We start from the raw sequence: 18,581 nt of genomic DNA on the forward strand, positions 1-18,581 counted from the left end.
AATGAAGCTAGGAAGCTTGCCAGACCTTCCCGAAGGGCGAGTTTAAAATGTCCGTACTCTTTGTTGTGTCACCTTGATGTAGAACCACTATACCTGCGGCAACACGCCGCGATTACGAACATTTTAACTCTCGCTGAGTGGGTAATTATCTATGCGGACTGGTATAAGATATTATTTTTGTGCGCGAGACACGTATTCGCCAGAGCGCGTATCTACACGGATAACTTCGCCTGTTTGAACGAATAGAGGAACGCGAACAACTGCACCCGTGCTAAGCGTTGCTGGCTTACCGCCAGTACCTGCTGTATCACCTTTAAGACCAGGATCAGTTTCAGTGATTTCAAGCTCAACGAAGTTTGGTGGCGTTACTGTGATAGGTGAACCGTTCCACAGTGTAATGGTGCAAACGTCGTTTTCTACCAGCCACTTTTTATTCTCACCCACTGCTTTTTCGTCTGCAGCGATTTGTTCGAATGTATCGTTGTTCATAAAGTGGTAGAATTCGCCGTCGGTGTACAAGTAGGCAAGCTCCGTATCCATTACGTCAGCGCCTTCTACTGATTCACCTGAGCGGAAAGTTTTTTCTAAAACTTTACCTGAAATAAGCTTGCGGATTTTTACACGGTTAAACGCTTGGCCCTTACCCGGCTTTACGTATTCGTTTTCTAGAATGTTGCAAGGTTCGCCGTCCAGCATGATTTTCAGGCCGCCTTTGAACTCGTTAGTGCTGTAATTAGCCATAATTCCTCTGTCTAAACATAAGGTACAAAAAGTTTCGTGGAACAAATAATACCTAAAAAACCGATTTCTGTAGAGCATAACTGGCAAAAAGAATTAGCAAGTAGCTTTACTGATCCTGCAAAGCTATTGCAACACTTAGGTTTAGACCAAGAAAAATACGCACAACACATCAAAGCACGTCGTCTTTTTCCTATGCGTGTTCCACGACACTTTGTGGATCTTATGGAAAAAGAAAATCCCAACGACCCGCTGTTTTTGCAGGTCATGCCGCTCAGCGATGAATTCCTAACATCACCCGGTTATAGCAAAGATCCGTTAGACGAGCACGACACCGCAGGCAAAGGCATACTGCACAAATACGATTCTCGCGTGTTGTTAATGGTTCGCACCGGCTGTGCAGTAAACTGCCGTTACTGTTTTCGTCGCCATTTTCCTTACGCCGACAATGCGGTAAGTAAGCACCAATGGCTTGATGTGCTTGAATATCTTCGCAGTAATAACAAAATTAATGAGGTGATTTTTTCAGGTGGCGACCCACTGATGGCGAAAGATGATCATTTGTCGTGGTTAGCCAACGAAATTGCCGCTATTCCCCATATAAAGCGCCTACGTATTCATAGCCGTCTGCCGGTAGTGCTACCAGAACGAATTAGCCATGACTTTGTTGAATGGTTTACGGCCTTGCCGCTTCAGAAAGTATTGGTGCTGCATGCAAACCACGCGAATGAGATGTCAGAAACGCTAAAATCCCGATTAAACACATTACGAGAGAGAGGTGTGATCCTGCTCAATCAGTCGGTATTGCTAAAAGGCGTAAACGATTCCGGCGATGCCATAAGTGACTTAAGTGAAACGCTGTTTGAGGCTGGTGTACTGCCCTATTACTTGCACGTATTAGATAAAGTGCAGGGTGCAAGTCATTTTTATGTCAGCGACGATGAAGGTCGTCGAATCATGAAAGAAGTGATAAAGCGCCTGCCGGGCTTCTTGGTGCCAAAACTGGTGAGAGAAATTGGCGGTCAACCCGGCAAAACGCCTATCGACTTACATTTGCATCCGTAACTTACGCGTAGGTATCAATGTTGGCGCCTAACGCGGGGTTTGAAGATGACGTTTTTGGTACGTCAGCGGCTGATTCCAGCAGCTGAAGCGACGCTTTTCCCTCTTGCTCTTGCTGGCTTTTTGCCAACTTAAGAGAGGCCAACTCAAGTGACGCACCGGACGTTCCAGAGGCACTAGCACCTTGTAGATCCATACCATTTTCCTTTGTTGCTTGTAGCAAAGTAAAAAAATGGGCAGAATTGCCCACCCTTACGATGTGTTGAGTGTTACGTAATCAGCAAATTCGTTAGTGAACCGCAAGCTTTGTAATTTACAACATCGTTAAGTTATCGGCCTTGAAAGGCGAAACTTTAACCATTATTTACCGTAATACATTTGGCGTGGCAAAAAATAATTGCGACGCAACTCATATAAACTTAGGTGTGCAGGTAGTACGCACTCCTAATCACATTAGAAATAAAGGCGTGACTATGCAACAGAGCCAAGAGATGCAAGCTGTCCATCAACAACTTCAAGAAACACTTCAAACGCTACACCGCAAAGCCGTTGATGCCGACCAAATACTGGATAGTTTACAGCGCGATCAAAAAGGTAAGTTTGCAGCAGTATTCGCTGACGACAGTGGGTTTAGCACATCAGCAAAACGCTTTGGCCCCTATGTACAAGAGATAGCGAACGACTGGCAGTCGCTAAAGGAACTGGATGATGATGACGCTAAGCAGGCACTTGCGCCTTTGGTTAAAAAAATAGAGTTGGCGCTGGTGACCATTGCGCAATTTCAGCAGTCTCTATCCCAAAAGTAGTGTAGAACTGCAAATGAATAAAACAAAGCCCGCTTTCATAGCGGGCTTTTTATAGGTTGGCTTCTTACTTACGGCGAACTCTCACGCGCCTTACCGCTTATTTTTGATAAAGCGGTAGCAAGGCAATTCTCCGCTTAATTTCCTGCACTTCTTTCAAATAGGCTTCACTGTCCACCCGCTGATACTGCTCGGTAAATACTTGCTTACTTAAGCCTTCGGGCAGCCCTTCAATAGGCGGGATGATTTCAAGTTCACTTTGAATGCGCGCAATCGCGTTTTGCACTTCCATCGCAGTATTTGGATGGGTAGCAACCTTTGCAAACTCAGTACCCGACATGTCTGCCGCTAAGTCTACAAAGCTATAGCCCGAACCACCGTTGCCCCGGTCCATTAGCTCTTTAAACTCACCAATTGCTAGGGACATACCTTGTTCTGCCATTAACTCTAATGCAGCAGAAATAATAAAGTGACGAGCCAAATCGTTGCGCTTGTGCAGCACAGCACCTCTGCGAGGCTTTAACGCTTTTTCGGAATCTGGCTGTATGTCGCCCACTAGAGTCCCAACACGATGATGCCCAACGTAAACCGCTAAAGCAAGGATTACCGCATTATTATGCAGTACTGCATCTTGAGGGGTTTGGCTTTGCTCTCTCGCCCGTGCCATCCCCTCGCGCAAGTATTCAATAAGGGATACCGGTTTACTTGATAAGGCTATTTCTCTACCAGACAAATAACGTAAATAGTATGCGGATAACTGCTGAAGCTCGGTCTGTTCACTTACCGACATATTCGAAGCCACCACGTTTAACTCGCTTAGCAGCTCATCTAAACGCCCAACATCTAAAGTAAGCTCCCCGCGCCCCATGGTCACACGTTCTACCCGCGATAACGCAATGGTGGCTATTTCTGATTGCGTATAAGAGTTCACCGTACGCTCTAAAAACCCAAGTAAAAAACGACCCGGAATGGTTAAGTCGCCAACTTGGACTTGCTCTATACGCAAGCTATCTCCAGGCAGTACTAGTGCTGACGCATTTACATAATACCCCGTATTGTTGATAGCGTAAGTGACGTTAATGGTTCCCGCCAACGGCGTGATATTCACTACGCCCTTAAAGTCAGGTAATGCACGCTGTAACACACCCACTAAGCTTTCGACTTGGGTTTCGGTGAGCGTAACTTGATGCCCCTCTTCTCGGCGGGAAAACGCCTGTTGCAGCTGACCGAGGAGTTCATTAACGCTATCAGCACCATCTAGCTGTGTGGGCGCTGTCGATGCGACTAATGGCGTTTTTTGCACAGCCATAACCGTAATCGTAGCAACGCTTACTACAAGCAGAACAACAATGATGGCAAGAGTAATCAAAAGCCATTTTACGCTACGCAAAATCATGAGAAATCAGCTGTACCTGTCATAACAATGAATAAAAAATGAGTTAGCGCCTCTGGCGTTCTTTGCTGTAAAACAAAGAAAGTTACGCCCTAACGTGCTGGTTATACTACGTTATCTATTTTCGCGCCACCAGTGACAAGTGGCACGACAAGTCGGCAATTAACCACCACCGCATTCGCTAAAAAACGAGTTCGCAGTCCACCCAGTCTTTCAAGCTTGTATACCGCACTGTGGCACCAGACAAGTCATGATGTCTCGACAAATCCGTGGGTATCACAACGCAGGCTAGGTTTGCAGCAAGTGCCGCTGTCATGCCGGTTTGCGTGTCTTCAATTGCCACACATTCACCGGGTATTTTTCCTAGCTTGTCCATTGCAAGCGCGTAACAATCAGGTGCTGGTTTGCTGTTTTCGACATCTTCCACGGCAACCACGCAAGAAATATAAGCACTTAAACCATACTGAGATAAGGTTTTTTCCACCGACTTTTTACTTCCCCCAGTCACAATGCCAATGGTGTAACCTTTGTTTGCACAATGTTCAATGGTTTCTTTAGCAAACGGCATTAAGGGAAAAGCTTGCTTATCTAAGTAGTCGCTAATACTTTTGTGTTTTTGCTCTGCTAGCACATGCGGCGCTACATCAATATTAAAATGTTCAACGAGATCGACAGCATTTTGCTTTACTGGAATACCCGCCATCACTTCACAATAAAAATCCTCGCTTAATTCAACATCGTACCCCAGCAAAATGTCTTTCCACAGGTCAAAATGTACGGATTCTGAGTCAATAAGGGTACCGTCGTGATCAAATAATAGCGTTGTGGTTTTATCGCTTACTGCTAACTGGCGTGTTGATGAAGAAACTGAATGCAATGCCAAAATAAACCTCCTTGCTAATTTAAAGTTAAAGTTGAGAAAATATATTGGGTGTCATCGATACCGCAAAAACGATAACACCTCTAGACCCTGGTGCAGGCTTTGTTGATGGTGATTGTTTTCATGCCATATGTCAGAACATATGCAAGAACAGTATGCCAGAACGGTGCCAGTCCTGTGATACACTGAGTCTTTCACGAATTAGAACATTTCCAACGTGGAGCAAATTGGGTGCTTTACCACATACTAGGTTTTGCCAGTGCTGCGCTATTTTTACTGACATGGTTAGGATTATGGTCACAAATTAAGGCCATGACGCGCTATCAACTGCACGTTGCAAGCAATAATGATGATGCCAACCACAGTCTGTCACTTAACCAGTTTGGCTCCAGCTATTTTGCTTTCTTCTCTATTTTCCTCTTCGGTATTTCAGTCGAGCCATTCAACCATTACTTGGTGTGGACACGATTTGGTGCGCTCATACTTACGCTCATTATCATTTGGAAAATATGGCAACACAGGCGCACTACAATTTCAGGTTACGTTGCCGCTGTTGCTCTGCTAGCTCTCATTGGTGGCACACTTTCCATTGCTTTTCGCCCTTTCCCAACGCTTGCACAGCTTGGCGCAAATACCTTAATGCTGGTCGTTACCGTTATCTTATTTCAAGGTTCACTGCACCAGTGGTTTGTACTGCAGCGCAGACAAAAAGTGGGGTCGCTGTCATTTGCGCTGTTTCGCAATATATTGATAAAAGACGTTAGCACTTTATTGTTTGGCCTAACAATGCCATTAAGCCAAAGCTGGCCGCTACTTATCCTAAACGGCACCAGCGTAATTATGCGTGGCAGTATTTTATTGCAGATGCACAAACTAAAACGCCGAGAAATTTCCGTATCAGGATAGTATCTCGGCGTTTTCGATTTGCTTCATGTAGCGTTAAGGTTGCTTGTCTAGCGGTCACTTGTTTGAACAGCGTTATCGATACAAGCTTCTATAAATAAGCACAAAAGCGGCGCGTTTCTGCAATCTACAACGCCACTTCGGCCATATTACCTTTGCTTTCAAGCCATGTTTTACGGTCGCCAGAACGCTTCTTAGCAAGTAGCATGTCCATCAACTCCATCATTTCTTCCGCGTCTTCAATGGTCAGCTGAACAAGGCGACGGGTGTTCGGGTCCATGGTTGTTTCGCGAAGCTGTAGCGGGTTCATTTCACCCAAGCCTTTAAAGCGCTGTACGTTGACTTTACCGCGTTTCTTTTCCGCTTCAATTCGGTCAAGAATGCCCTGCTTCTCGCCTTCATCTAGCGCGTAATACACCTCTTTGCCTACATCTATTCTAAATAGCGGCGGCATAGCGACATACACATGACCTTGTTCAACCAAGGTTCTGAAATGACGTACAAAGAGCGCACATAGCAACGTTGCAATGTGTAGCCCATCGGAGTCAGCATCGGCAAGAATACATATTTTACCGTAGCGCAAACCAGACAGGTCCGTCGAGTCTGGGTCGATACCCAGCGCAACTGAAATATCGTGAATTTCCTGTGATGCCAATACCTGAGAAGAGTCAACTTCCCAGCTATTTAAGATTTTACCGCGCAGCGGCATAATTGCCTGAAACTCTCGGTCTCGCGCTTGCTTGGCCGAGCCCCCCGCCGAGTCACCCTCTACTAAAAACAGTTCAGAGTAAGAAATATCTTGCGATGAGCAGTCGGTCAGTTTGCCTGGAAGTGCAGGCCCTTGAGTGACCTTTTTACGCGCAACCTTTTTGGTTTGACGCAGACGGCGCTGTGCATTGTTGATACACATTTCAGCAAGGGCCTCGGCAATTTCCGTATGCTGATTTAACCAAAGGCTGAATGCGTCTTTCACCACGCCTGATACAAACGCGCTGGCCTGACGTGAAGACAAGCGTTCTTTAGTTTGACCAGCAAACTGCGGGTCCTGCATCTTAGTCGACAGGATATAGGCACAACGGTCCCAAATGTCATCTGGCGATAACTTAACCCCACGAGGCATTAAGTTTCTAAATTCGCAAAATTCGCGCATGGACTCTAGTAAGCCTTGGCGCAACCCGTTAACGTGTGTACCGCCTTGCGCTGTAGGAATAAGGTTAACGTAGCTTTCCGTTACTAAATCACCACCTTCAGGCAACCACATTACAGCCCAATCGGCGGCTTCTGTGTTGCCACTAAATGTACCTACAAATGGCGTGTCAGACGGCAAGGTTTCAAACTCTTCTACCGCTTGGTAGAGGTAGTCTTTAAGACCGTCTTCGTAATACCACTCTTGGCTTTCTTTGGTGATCTTGTTGTCGAAACGAATGCGCAGACCCGGGCTTAATACCGCTTTAGCGCGCAAGTTGTGCACAAGTCGACTGGCTGAGAATTTAGCCGAATCGAAATATTGCGGGTCAGGCCAGAAGTGAACACGGGTTCCTGTATTGCGCTTACCGCAGGTATCAATAACTTGTAAGTCTTCGACTTTGTCGCCGTTTTCAAAGGCAATTTGGTATACGTTACTGTCTCGTCGAATAGTTACTTCTACGCGGGTTGAAAGCGCGTTAACTACCGAGATCCCCACCCCGTGAAGACCACCAGAGAAGGCATAGTTTTTATTTGAAAATTTACCACCCGCGTGAAGCTTACATAGAATAAGCTCTACGCCTGATATCCCTTCTTCAGGGTGGATATCTACCGGCATACCACGACCATCGTCGATAACTTCTAACGATTGGTCTTCATGCAAAATTACTTTGATGTTAGAGGCGTGCCCAGCAAGCGCTTCATCCACACTGTTATCGATGACTTCCTGACCCAAGTGATTTGGGCGGGTAGTGTCGGTATACATACCAGGGCGGCGTTTTACGGGGTCAAGGCCGTTTAAAACCTCGATAGCATCTGAATTGTATTGATTTGACATAGTTATGGTTGTTATTTAAGCCAGCGACAAAGAAAGAGGTACGCGGCGCTTAAGCAAAGCGCCGCACAGCATAGGTTTGATGTTAGCAGGGCGAGTACAGACTGGCAATGCGCTTATTTCAGCAAAAACTCGGCAATAGCAGGCAAGTGATTTTCGTAACCTACAAAGCTGTGATCGCCGCCTTCTTCAATAACTAGATGACTTTGTGCGTACTTTTCAGCCGCTAAGCGGTAATCCAGTGTTTCATCCTCGGTCTGAAGTAGCACTTTGTAATTGCCTGGCGTTTTAATTGAGGCAGCTTCTAATGCTTGGATTACCCCCATATCGCTTTCTACTATTTCAAACTTTTCTTTGCTGTAAGGGTTTTCGTGGGCACCGATAAACCCTTGCAATAGCTCGTAAGGGCGAACAGCGGGATTGATTAACACGGCTTTGCCACCAAACTTTTCAAGCAAAAACGTAGAGAGATACCCCCCCATCGAACTGCCAATAAGTTTCAGCCCGTTTTCAAGCAGTGCCGGTGTGTTCTCAATAAGTGAAATTAGCTGATCTTCCACTTTGCTAGGAAAATTAGACAGCTCAGGAATGTGTAAGGTAACGTTTGAATGATGCTGCTCAAAATACGCTTTAGTGGCTTGCGCCTTAATGGATTTTGGCGAACTTAAAAAGCCGTGGAGATATAAAATGTGCTGCATATTTTTCTCTATTTTGTGTTATCTGTTCTGTGTCTTTTTCTTTCTTGTTTCTTTGTCTACGCTAAACTCGAAACAAGTATGAAACGGATTTTAAGGCCACACGCTCCTTTTACACCCTCTATAGCAAAACTCAACTGAGCTTCACCCTAACAACGGAAACATCCACCGAGCCGTCATCCATTAAATTCATCACCTGGTACCCCGGCGCTTCATTGCTAACACCAAACTCGGGCCGCATTTCCCACTGCCAACACGTAGAAGGGCTGCCGTAAGAAGGCGTATTGTGCTTTCCTATCTGCTGGCGCAACGGCGAATGTACGTGTCCGTGTAGGAAGGCTTTTATCTGCGGATATTCATCTGTAAGCGATACTAACCGCTGAGCATCAACCAAAGAGTGCTTATCCATCCAACTGTTCGAAGGCAATATGTGATGATGAAGCGCAACAAGATGATGAAGCGCAACAAGATGATTTGTCTGCGGCGACGTAGTTAACGATTGCTCTAGCGCCTGTATATCGCTTTCTTTTACTTCCCCCGCTGCCGTATGCATATTACTTGTAGCGCGGGTATCCATGCCGTGTAATTGCCAATTGCACAAGCTTAACGAGTCATTGCTTTGTAGGTGCCGACAGCCAACGTACTTTTCGAAGTACGGATTATTGTCGTGATTACCCGCCAGCACAAACCATTCTATACCTGCTGGCTCAATATGTTGCTCCATCAATGCAATAAAATGCTGATAGCTCTCAGGGGAATTATCGCCGCTAATATCCCCAGTAACCAGCACGACTAATTGGTGCTTTGCTCTCTGCTGGGGCTCGCTGGCAACTTCTTGAACAATGTAATTTTGGATATCAGAAAGCACGCGTGCTAGTGAATCATAGGGCGCGATGCCCGCATATCCCGTCTTATCTTTGTCTTTTAGTAAGTGGCAATCACTTAGCTGAATGAGTGTTATCACGCTTCAGAAGTAACGTTTGAGGAATGTTGCAAACAGAAGTTTAGCCATTCAGCTAAAAAGATATTCACCATGTGCTTTTCGTTACGCTGGCGCATTTTTAAATTCGGATACTCGTACGACGGTTCAAGCGCTCCCGTATTTTGGCTATTAATAACCTCTGCCATACGCGCATCGTGATATAAGCGCACCGTCATGCTGGGCGTTAAATATGAGGGCATATCTTTAGTGGTTTGCTTAATGCTTAACGTACTGGTGTAGCGAGCAGACTCTACAATACATATTTCATAAGACAGGCCGACACCAACCGAAAATTCATAGCTCAAATCTTCCGTATCGCAATCAGGCAGAATTCTCAAAACATGAGAATAGTTCAGTTCGCAAAGCGCCTGCATTGACGGAAGATGAGGTACGTATTTTCGTTGATTGCGTTGTGTCACGATGTCTGCCACTGCTCCAGAAGTTGTGTTTTGTGCATAAAGAACCATTGTAGCGCAATTACCGCTGCGGCGTTGTCAATATGGCCATTTTCCAACCATTCAAGGGCGGTATTTTCTTTTATTCGGTGTACTTTAATGTCTTCAGACTCGCTTTCTAGGCCGTGAATGCCTTGCGCTTGGCTAGCATCAGTCTTTGCTATAAAAATGTGTAATCTTTCGGTCGTGCCGCCCGGGCTCGATAAATAACTCAGCGCTTTGGTTAATTTATCTAGGGTAATACCTGCCTCTTCCATCGACTCTCTATGGCATACGGACTCCGGTGTTTCTCCTTGGTCGATCATGCCCGCGATAATTTCTATTAACCAAGGGCTTGAAGATGTGGCTAATGCCCCAATTCTAACTTGCTCAATGAGCACAAACTCTTGGAGTTCAGGATCGTAGGGTAAGACCCCCACCGCATGACCACGTTCAAATATTTCTCGCGTGACCGTATCGCTCCATTCTCCATTAAAACACTTGTGCTTAAATTGATACTGATTCATGGTAAAGAAACCACGATACACTGGCTTAATGTCGGTGATTTCGACGTCATTTGAGGTAAATGAAAGGAATTCCTTGCTCATTTGCTGACACTTATGGTTCAAATAGATTTATCATACATAGTACATTTACACACCAACCATGTATACGCATGAAAAATGCGATACGGCGTGTGAGCGAATAACAGAAAACTCATATTACAAGTCGTCTATTACTATAATAATTGCGTGGGTAGATCACATATTCTGTTACAGTTAATCGAATACTGTTACGAGTTTGGACTTTCGGTTTGTGGTTGAATTTTCATACACTTGGTTTTAATAAGTCGTCTCAACGAATAAACGACGACGCAACTTGAACACAACAGGAAGACGTAAGCATGAAACGAACACTTCTGTCGCTAGTTATCGGTGTTTCGATGACAACTGGTGCACTAGCCGATGACCTAATGCAGGTATATCAACAAGCACTGGCGAACGATCCATTGGTAAACCAGGCGAAAGCGCAACGTGATGCTGCGTTCGAAGGAATCAGTCTTAGCCGCGCAAGCCTACTACCCCAAATTTCTGGCTCAGTGGGTTATACGCACTCGGAGTCTGAACGTTTTCAGCAACTTGGGCCAGATACAATCTTTACAACTGATACCACTGTCGACACTATTGATTACGGAATTTCCTTATCAATGTCTTTGTATGACCACGCGAACTGGTTGGGTTTAGACCGAGCAGAGAAAGTGGCAGAGCAAAGCGACGCACAACTTGCCGCTAGTATGCAAGACGTCATAGTGCGTACCGTTACAGCTTACTTTGACGTATTACGCGCCCGTGACAATGTGGAGTTCGTAGGGTCAGAGAAACGCGCTATTGAGCGACAGCTTGAACAAACACGCCAGCGCTTCGAAGTGGGTTTAACAGCCATTACTGACGTGCATGAAGCACAAGCAAATTACGACAGTACAGTAGCACAGGAAATACAGGCAAAAAATCAGCTTGAGTTTGCCCTTGAAGCACTTCGTGTAATTACCGGAAAATACCACGATCGTCTATTCGGCTTAAATACAGAAAACTTTTCTGCGACTATGCCGGTTCCAGCAACCGTTGACAGCTGGTTAGAAACCGCACAAGACAAAAACCTTGCATTATTAGTTGACCGTTTGGCCATGGACGTGGCAAAAGAGGACATCGCCATTGCACGTTCAGGCCACTTACCAACCTTGGCATTGTCGGGTCGATATGGCCGCTCGAAAGACGATGTTGAAGGTGAGTTTATTACTGATGATGGTCAAACCGCACCCATTGCTTACGACACACCGTACCTTGATAGTAAGTCAATAGGTGTAACGCTCAGCGTTCCAATCTATCAAGGCGGTAGCGTAAGCGCGCAAACGTCGCAAGCGAAGTACAACTACGTAGCGGCCAGCCAAGCTGCAGAGCAGACGTATCGTCAAACGGTACAGTCAGTTCGCAGCTCGTTTAATAACGTAAAAGCGTCTATCTCTACTATTCGCGCTCTTGAGCAGTCAGTGGTGTCTGCAGATAGCGCACTTAAGGCCACAGAAGCGGGCTTTGATGTCGGTACACGTACTATTGTTGACGTATTGGACAGCACCCGTAACTTGTTTGATGCACGTCGTAACCTTGCGGGCGCACGCTATGACTTTATTCAGTCAGTGGTTACGCTTAAGCAAGCGGCAGGTACATTGACAGGTGAAGATGTGGCTATGATCAACCGTGGTCTTAAGCCAGCAGAAACCAACACCAATGATTAGCATTGGATAGTTGAGCGTTTAGTACATGCTCAATAGTGAAAGAAAGGGTAGCCAGTGCTGCCCTTTTTTATGCCTGAGATAATATGACACCTGAAGAAATGCGATGCTGAGTCGCGAAAAAGGGCTATGTTAATGATGATTAAGTTGGCGATGTAGGTGTATATTTCTTAAGTGCGCTTAGCAGTTGGCGATATTCCATACGCAAGGCTTCTGCATTTTGCTTTGTGGGCGCGAAGTTAGACAAGCGTTCCGCTACACGATGCAATTTCTCTTGCAACAACCGTAATTCATCATCCATGATTATGCCCTTTATTTTTAAGCCTGTGTATTCGGCTTGATAAACGTTTAGGTAACGTGCGACGAGACAGGTTTAAAACGCCCGTTGTGCCCCTACATTTGTATGCAATAAGTGCGCGTACGCTGCACTTCTGATTATTTAGTATACAGCCAATGGCGCTTACCACAAGCCCTTTGGCTATTCGGTTTTTCTTTGAGTGATAAATAGAAATGCAAGCCTCTGAACTTCAAAATAAATTTGAACGCATACGAGCCAATAAATGGTTCGAAGCCTTTGTAATAAGCGTTATTGTTATTTCAGCGCTACTCGTAGGTGCCAAGACCTATGAACTGCCAGCTGGCATGTCGTCAGTAACACTATTTTTAGATTGGTTTATCAGTGCCTTCTTTCTAACAGAAATCACCATTCGTTTTTTGGCTGAAAAACGTAAGCGTTACTTTTTCAAAAGCTTCTGGAACTGGTTTGACACACTGATTGTGGTCATCAGCCTCATTCCTGCAGACGACACTGAGCTGGCACTTATCGCTCGTTTGGTGCGAGTATTCCGCGTCCTGCGTATGATCTCGATCATTCCCGAGCTTAGGATCCTGTTAGTTTCTTTGGTTAAAGCATTGCCTCAATTAGCTTACGTAATGCTGTTAATGTTTATTATCTTCTACATATATGCCGCTGTGGGCAGTACCTTATTTGAAACCATCAACCCTGTACTGTGGGGCGATATCACCATCTCAATGCTAACGCTCTTTAGAATTATGACGTTCGAAGATTGGACTGACGTAATGTACGAGACTCAGGAGGTTTATTCGTTAAGCTGGATTTTCTATCTTACCTTTATTTTCTTCACCGCCTTCGCGTTTTTAAACATGGTGATTGGTATCGTGGTGAATGTGATGGAAAGAGAAAACGAAAAAGCACGAGCAGAAAAAGAAGCCGCCTTACTTGAAGAGCAAATTGCCCAAGGGAACATAGAGCCAACCCTTCAAGATGTGATGCAAGAATTGCGAGAGCTGAAGGCACAGCTTGCCGCTAATAATCAAAATAGCACGGTAAACAAAACCAGCTAAGTGCGTTCTATCCGAATAGCGCAATTGAAAAAGGCCACAGTGATGTGGCCTTTTTAGTTTCTCAAAAATGGTGATGCCTAGATTTAGGCTAAAGCAAGATACGCCCGGGCGAGCCTAAAGCCCGTATTGCTGCTTAAGTGATTCCGCTCTTTGCTTGGCTGCCTCTGACTTAAACTCTCGGCTTGCCAGCTTGCGCGAGGCGAGCGCCTTTTTATCGAGTTCAAGTAATACACTCACATAATTTAAATATACGTCGTCGTTCGCAATAGGACGTGCAGCGACTTCCTCGTACAGTTTAAGCGCTGCGGCTTTATCACCTTTAGCAATGTAAATTTGCGCTAGCGTGTCCGCGGCGTCTGCGTTCTCACGCTGCAGTGATACGGCCTTTTTAGCGAGCTCTTCTGCTCGGGTAAGTTTTTTATCTTCCAGCGCCAAAAACGCCAGGTTATTTAATACGACAAAATTATCTGGCGTTTTAGCTAGCACCTGTTCATAAGTTTTAATGGCTGCTGCTCTGTCTTTGCCAATTTGACGCTCGGCTAACAGCATTGCACTTGGGATGTCGTTGCTGTGCATCTGAACGTGTTTTTCAAGAAACGTAAATGCCTGAGCTTTTTTACCCGACATCTCAAGCGCCGCTATCAACAACAAAGCGTTATCTGAGTTAGGCGTAGTGTCATAGGCGGCTTTGGCATGCTCTACAGCTTGCTCAGGCGCTTTATCGATAAGATGTAAGCGCGCTATTACGCCTCTAACGAAAGGCAGAGCCTTAACATCATCGGCCGTGCTATTAATAATTTCCCATGCAGGTTTAGCCTGCCCAAGTCGACTGTGAAAGTAAGCTTTCAATAAGGTTAACTGTGCATCTGGACGTTTAGCCAACACCTTATTGGTTAACGTCAGCCCCTGATCAAATTGCTTTTGAGAGTCGACAATCAACAACTTACCCAAGACCGCATTTTTATCTTGCGGGTAAAACGATAGCCAACGATCAAAAAACGCTGTCGCGTCTTCTACATTGTTGGTGGCAATAAGCGCTTGACCCTTTAAGTTCCAAAACGCTTGTGGCGACGCTTCATTACCTTCGACATCTGACAAAAGCGAAACCGTTTTATCAAGCTGACTGTTCAACGAGTACATTCTTGCAAGAAGAAGTCTTAAATTCAGATTTGTTTTATTGGCGTTGAACTGTGTTTGAGTATGCTTGATAACGTCCTTTGCGTTCCCGTTTTCCATTGCGAGGGCAAACCATAGCGCTAGCGCCTGTACATCGGCGGGGTTCTTATCAATAAAGGCGCGAACAAAGGAAATCGCGTTATCTTTTTTACCTTCAGCTACCAGTAATTTAGCGCGAGAGTAAAACACCTCATTCTTTGCACCTTCTAGCTCGCTGGCTTTATCTAGATATTGGGCGGCCTCTTGGTAGGCTCCCTCTGCCGTCGCAATATTCCCTAGGTAAATAAGCGGAGCTGCGGTTTCAGGTGACTTTTCATGCCACTCTTTCGCCGCGCTTTTTGCTTTTTCAAGCTGACTAGTAGCAATGTAGGCGCGAAGTAATGTGGCTTGTGACGTCACAGACTCTGGCGACTGCTCTACGGCTTGTTCAAGATTAACTAAGCCATCAATATCATTTAGTGATAACTGCAAAACACCTAAACGAGATAAATCTTCTGCTGTGGTACTCACCGCTTCAGACTTTGCCACCATTTGCTGTGCACCGACTACGTTCCCGTCTTTTAAAAGCTGATAACTTGCCTTAGAGAATAGTGCGGCATCAATACCTTGTTCGCCTTCTACCCTCGCTAATACTTCAAGCGCTTCATCATTTTCACCAAGCTGCAGCATGCTGTCTGCCAGCATACGAAGACCAGGGTGATTATCAGGAAGACTAGAAGCCACCATTGTCAGGTGACGCTGTGCCGCTTCAAAGTCTTGTATTTGATATGCACTGAAGCCCGCAACCAAACGCACGACCTGATCACTTCTTCCATTTTGAACGGCAATTTCCAAGTGCTCGAGGGCCTTAGCATAATTTTCGTTGGCCGACTCAATGATGCCTTTAAAGGTATTAAGCAGCGGATGGTTTTCATTTAAGGTCAACAAGTCATCTACAATAGGTTCTGCTTTATCGAGCTCTCTTATTTCAATCAGTAGCGCTGCATAGGCAAATTTGCTGGTTACGTCGTCAGGATACTGACTCACATATACGCCGTAGACTTCGGCAGCTTTACTCGGCTCACCTTTTTGAAGATAAATTTTTGCTAGCTGTTGTAGCACGTCTTTATTGGTGGGGGCTTGTTCTCGCAGCTTCTCGGTGGCGGCTAGCGCTCCATCCATGTCGTTGTCTAAAACAAAGGCATAACTGTCAATAAGGCCTTTGTAGACTGAGCTCGTATCTAGGGTTGATAAATCAGCCAGTAGCGTTTGAGCTTCTTCGTTTTTACCTAGCTGCATTAAAGCCTGTAGCTTATAAAAACCCACCTCGGCTGATTCAACTGCTGACATCCCTTCTGCGCGATAATCTACTTCGGCCAGCGCATTTTCTGCCCCTGACTGTTGGTAAGCGACCGACAATAGAGGAATGACTTGGCTAACAGGATGCCCAAGTTCCATTGCCTTGTTGAGTTCTTTTTCAGCAGCTGAAAAATTACTTTCCTGCAAGTACAGCTTGCCAAGTTCGAAGCGCGGTGCTGCGGCATCGGGCGCTTTTTGAATGGCATTTTTATATTCAACTATGGCGGCGTCGATTTGTTGAGAAGAAGCGTAGTTCCTTGCATCTGCCAAATGGCTTTCCATTGATTTTTCACTACATCCAGATAAAAGCGCGCTGGTCAGCATTACCGCTAACGTTGTGCGTTTAAGTAATGTATTGGGTTTCATTTTTGTCATTGTAATTCCTTGCCCTACCTCAACTTTTTATTGTCACATCGCTACACATTGAAAATAGCGCATGGTGTACTGTCTATTATTTCATCTAAACTGTGCAATTTCGTGGCAACCTTGCCATTATTCGAATATAATATGGTTTTTTGCAACACTGCTGGCAAGCATATCGCGAAATACGCTACGAATACGCTTCATAAACTCGCCCGAAAGGCCAGTTCATCGCTGTATAGCGTCTTGCGATAATAAACCGAAAAAGTACGGTTTAATCGTATGCCGCACCCTCCTTACTTAATGCACCAGGATCCTTAATGACCACAACTGTCGACATGACATTTAAAGACCTCAATTTACCAGAACCTATCTTACAAGCCCTTGAAAAAGTTGGCTACGAGAAACCGTCTCCTATTCAAGCTGAGAGTATTCCTCTTTTACTTGAAGGGCACGATTTACTCGGTCAGGCACAGACAGGGACAGGAAAAACCGCTGCGTTTGCCCTGCCCATGTTGGCAAATATCGATCCTGAAGAACGTAAGCCGCAATTACTGGTATTGGCCCCAACCCGTGAACTAGCTATTCAGGTTGCAGAGGCGTTTCAGGTTTATGCGAGCTTTAGTCAAAAAATTAAAGTACTTCCAGTATACGGCGGTCAGTCGTACGACAACCAAATTCGCCAGCTTAAGCGCGGCGTTCAGGTTGTTGTAGGTACACCAGGCCGTATCATCGACCACATTAAGCGCAAAACGCTAGACTTAAGCGAACTTAAGTTCCTAGTGCTAGACGAAGCTGACGAAATGCTTCGTATGGGCTTTATCGATGACGTTGAACTTATTCTTAGCCACGCACCAGAAGAGCGCCAAACCGCACTGTTCTCGGCAACTATGCCTGGCCCAATTAAGAAGATTACTCAGCGATACTTGAAAGATCCTAAGCACGTTAAAATTGCGTCTAAGGTAAGTACAGCTAGCACCATTCGCCAGCGTTATTGCCAAATTGCACCACACCACAAGCTTGAAGCGCTAACGCGTATCATGGAAGTGGAAGTGTTCGACGGTATGATCATATTCGTACGTACGAAAACCGCTACGGTTGAACTAGCAGATAAACTCTCTGCTCGTGGTTACGACGTAGAACCACTAAACGGTGATATTCCTCAGGCAGCTCGTGAGCGCACTGTTGAAAAACTTAAACAGGGTAAAATTGATATCCTTGTCGCTACCGACGTTGTAGCCCGTGGTCTTGACGTTGAGCGTGTAAGCCACGTTATCAACTACGATATTCCGTACGACAGCGAATCTTACGTACACCGTATCGGCCGTACTGGTCGTGCTGGTCGTCAAGGTGATGCGATCCTATTTATCTCTCATCGCGAAAAGCGCTTGTTATTCTCTATCGAGAAAACGACCAAGCAGCCTATTGAAGCAATGCCAATTCCTTCAATTAGCGAAATTAATGAAACACGTTTAAGCCGCTTCAAACAATCAGTTGCCGAAGCAACCCAAGACGATAGCATTGAATCACTAATGCCTATTGTTGAGATGATTAAAGAAGAAAACGAAGCGTCCCCTGAAGTATTGATGGCGGCACTGCTTAAAATTGCGCAAGGCGACGAACCGTTAATTCTTAAAGAATCAGATCGTCCAGATATTAACAGCAAGCCTCAGCGCGACAGCCGCGAGAGAAACTCTCGTGACCGTGATGGTCGTGAGAGAAAGCCAAGAGTACCTCGTGGAAACCGCAAGCCTGAAGAAGGCATGCAGCGCTTCCGCATTGAAGTAGGTCACGTACATGGTGCGAAGCCTGGAAATATCGTTGGCGCTATTGCTAATGAAGCAAACATAAATTCGAAGCACATTGGCGCTATCGAAATTTATGACAACTTCAGCACGGTAGACCTTCCTGAAGGTATGCCTAAGGAAACGCGCGATACGCTACAGGGCACCCGTGTTGCTGGTCAGCGTTTGAATATTCGCGAATGGTCAGATACACCGCCGGCTAAAGGTCGTGGCGATCGTGGTAACCGTGGTGACAGAGCGCCTCGCGGCAATCGTGAAGACCGTCCTAATCGCGGAGATCGCGAAAACCGTAAGCGTAAGAACTAAATAGCAATACATTCAGCCTTTATATAACTAA

The 18,581-nt window shown here is 45.5% G+C and carries 17 protein-coding genes; 6 read left to right on the top strand and 11 right to left on the bottom strand.

From position 1 onward, the window contains the following. Positions 1-171: 171 nt before the first annotated feature. Positions 172-741 carry an elongation factor P gene (gene efp / locus BIZ39_RS14005; RefSeq protein ID WP_014975647.1) on the bottom strand — a complete coding sequence of 190 codons (570 nt, stop codon included), beginning with the start codon at positions 739-741 and terminating at the stop codon, positions 172-174. A gap of 36 nt (positions 742-777) precedes the next feature. Here efp and epmB point away from each other — a divergent pair, with 36 nt between their 5' ends. After that, entirely contained in the window at positions 778-1,803 is a 1,026-nt protein-coding gene (gene epmB, locus BIZ39_RS14010; protein WP_187447271.1) for an EF-P beta-lysylation protein EpmB, read from the top strand. Position 1,804: 1 nt separating this feature from the next. Here epmB and BIZ39_RS14015 read toward each other — a convergent pair whose 3' ends face one another. Next, complete coding sequence (locus BIZ39_RS14015; RefSeq protein WP_014978283.1) at positions 1,805-1,996, bottom strand: hypothetical protein; 192 nt, start codon at positions 1,994-1,996, stop codon at positions 1,805-1,807. Between the two features lie 277 nt (positions 1,997-2,273). On the opposite strand from BIZ39_RS14015, the gene priC reads away from it, so the two are divergent. Next, positions 2,274-2,606, top strand: a complete 333-nt coding sequence (priC, locus tag BIZ39_RS14020; protein ID WP_187447272.1) for a primosomal replication protein PriC — start codon at positions 2,274-2,276, stop codon at positions 2,604-2,606. Between the two features lie 97 nt (positions 2,607-2,703). On the opposite strand, the gene BIZ39_RS14025 is transcribed toward priC, so the two are convergent. Continuing rightward, positions 2,704-3,999, bottom strand: a complete 1,296-nt coding sequence (locus tag BIZ39_RS14025; RefSeq protein WP_187447273.1) for a hypothetical protein — start codon at positions 3,997-3,999, stop codon at positions 2,704-2,706. 178 nt (positions 4,000-4,177) lie between these two features. After that, positions 4,178-4,879 (bottom strand): HAD family hydrolase, encoded by a 702-nt coding sequence (locus BIZ39_RS14030; protein WP_187447274.1) that lies wholly within the window; start codon positions 4,877-4,879, stop codon positions 4,178-4,180. Between the two features lie 228 nt (positions 4,880-5,107). On the opposite strand from BIZ39_RS14030, the gene BIZ39_RS14035 reads away from it, so the two are divergent. Continuing rightward, a complete protein-coding gene (locus BIZ39_RS14035; RefSeq protein WP_187447275.1) occupies positions 5,108-5,782 on the top strand; it encodes a hypothetical protein in 675 nt (224 codons plus the stop codon). A 124-nt stretch (positions 5,783-5,906) separates the two neighbouring features. On the opposite strand, the gene parE is transcribed toward BIZ39_RS14035, so the two are convergent. The 5 genes from parE to nudF form a co-directional block, all read right to left on the bottom strand. Continuing rightward, on the bottom strand, positions 5,907-7,802 hold the full coding sequence (gene parE, locus BIZ39_RS14040) for a DNA topoisomerase IV subunit B (RefSeq protein WP_014975634.1): 1,896 nt from the start codon (positions 7,800-7,802) through the stop codon (positions 5,907-5,909). A 113-nt stretch (positions 7,803-7,915) separates the two neighbouring features. After that, positions 7,916-8,497, bottom strand: a complete 582-nt coding sequence (locus BIZ39_RS14045) for a YqiA/YcfP family alpha/beta fold hydrolase (RefSeq protein ID WP_014948209.1) — start codon at positions 8,495-8,497, stop codon at positions 7,916-7,918. A gap of 130 nt (positions 8,498-8,627) precedes the next feature. Next, complete coding sequence (locus tag BIZ39_RS14050; RefSeq protein WP_187447276.1) at positions 8,628-9,458, bottom strand: metallophosphoesterase family protein; 831 nt, start codon at positions 9,456-9,458, stop codon at positions 8,628-8,630. Next, positions 9,455-9,895, bottom strand: a complete 441-nt coding sequence (locus tag BIZ39_RS14055; protein ID WP_410369566.1) for a DUF1249 domain-containing protein — start codon at positions 9,893-9,895, stop codon at positions 9,455-9,457. The genes BIZ39_RS14050 and BIZ39_RS14055 overlap by 4 nt, the downstream gene beginning before the upstream one ends. Beyond that, positions 9,892-10,518: an ADP-ribose diphosphatase gene (gene nudF, locus BIZ39_RS14060; RefSeq protein WP_187447277.1), complete on the bottom strand. Its 627-nt coding sequence runs from the start codon at positions 10,516-10,518 to the stop codon at positions 9,892-9,894. Before nudF ends, BIZ39_RS14055 begins: the two co-directional genes overlap by 4 nt. A 296-nt stretch (positions 10,519-10,814) precedes the next feature. Here nudF and tolC point away from each other — a divergent pair, with 296 nt between their 5' ends. Then, positions 10,815-12,203 (top strand): outer membrane channel protein TolC, encoded by a 1,389-nt coding sequence (tolC, locus tag BIZ39_RS14065; RefSeq protein WP_187447278.1) that lies wholly within the window; start codon positions 10,815-10,817, stop codon positions 12,201-12,203. Positions 12,204-12,342: 139 nt separating this feature from the next. Here tolC and BIZ39_RS14070 read toward each other — a convergent pair whose 3' ends face one another. Next, entirely contained in the window at positions 12,343-12,501 is a 159-nt protein-coding gene (locus tag BIZ39_RS14070) for a hypothetical protein (protein WP_014997260.1), read from the bottom strand. A gap of 209 nt (positions 12,502-12,710) precedes the next feature. On the opposite strand from BIZ39_RS14070, the gene BIZ39_RS14075 reads away from it, so the two are divergent. Then, positions 12,711-13,565 (top strand): ion transporter, encoded by an 855-nt coding sequence (locus BIZ39_RS14075; RefSeq protein WP_187447279.1) that lies wholly within the window; start codon positions 12,711-12,713, stop codon positions 13,563-13,565. A 114-nt stretch (positions 13,566-13,679) separates the two neighbouring features. On the opposite strand, the gene prsT is transcribed toward BIZ39_RS14075, so the two are convergent. Beyond that, positions 13,680-16,454 carry an XrtA/PEP-CTERM system TPR-repeat protein PrsT gene (prsT, locus tag BIZ39_RS14080; protein WP_187447280.1) on the bottom strand — a complete coding sequence of 925 codons (2,775 nt, stop codon included), beginning with the start codon at positions 16,452-16,454 and terminating at the stop codon, positions 13,680-13,682. Between the two features lie 305 nt (positions 16,455-16,759). Here prsT and BIZ39_RS14085 point away from each other — a divergent pair, with 305 nt between their 5' ends. Then, entirely contained in the window at positions 16,760-18,550 is a 1,791-nt protein-coding gene (locus tag BIZ39_RS14085; RefSeq protein ID WP_014948201.1) for a DEAD/DEAH box helicase, read from the top strand. The last annotated feature ends 31 nt before the right edge of the window (positions 18,551-18,581 follow it).

Source organism: Alteromonas sp. BZK5, from assembly GCF_014349115.1.
Lineage (GTDB): Bacteria > Pseudomonadota > Gammaproteobacteria > Enterobacterales > Alteromonadaceae > Alteromonas > Alteromonas macleodii.

Coding starts and splice junctions, on each gene's coding strand:
- parE (WP_014975634.1), bottom strand. CDS start 7,802: ATGTCAAATCAATACAATTCAGATGCTATCGAGGTTTTAAACGGCCTT.
- BIZ39_RS14015 (WP_014978283.1), bottom strand. CDS start 1,996: ATGGATCTACAAGGTGCTAGTGCCTCTGGAACGTCCGGTGCGTCACTT.
- BIZ39_RS14075 (WP_187447279.1), top strand. CDS start 12,711: ATGCAAGCCTCTGAACTTCAAAATAAATTTGAACGCATACGAGCCAAT.
- tolC (WP_187447278.1), top strand. CDS start 10,815: ATGAAACGAACACTTCTGTCGCTAGTTATCGGTGTTTCGATGACAACT.
- prsT (WP_187447280.1), bottom strand. CDS start 16,454: ATGACAAAAATGAAACCCAATACATTACTTAAACGCACAACGTTAGCG.
- efp (WP_014975647.1), bottom strand. CDS start 741: ATGGCTAATTACAGCACTAACGAGTTCAAAGGCGGCCTGAAAATCATG.
- BIZ39_RS14025 (WP_187447273.1), bottom strand. CDS start 3,999: ATGATTTTGCGTAGCGTAAAATGGCTTTTGATTACTCTTGCCATCATT.
- priC (WP_187447272.1), top strand. CDS start 2,274: ATGCAACAGAGCCAAGAGATGCAAGCTGTCCATCAACAACTTCAAGAA.
- BIZ39_RS14085 (WP_014948201.1), top strand. CDS start 16,760: ATGACCACAACTGTCGACATGACATTTAAAGACCTCAATTTACCAGAA.
- BIZ39_RS14045 (WP_014948209.1), bottom strand. CDS start 8,497: ATGCAGCACATTTTATATCTCCACGGCTTTTTAAGTTCGCCAAAATCC.
- BIZ39_RS14070 (WP_014997260.1), bottom strand. CDS start 12,501: ATGGATGATGAATTACGGTTGTTGCAAGAGAAATTGCATCGTGTAGCG.
- nudF (WP_187447277.1), bottom strand. CDS start 10,518: ATGAGCAAGGAATTCCTTTCATTTACCTCAAATGACGTCGAAATCACC.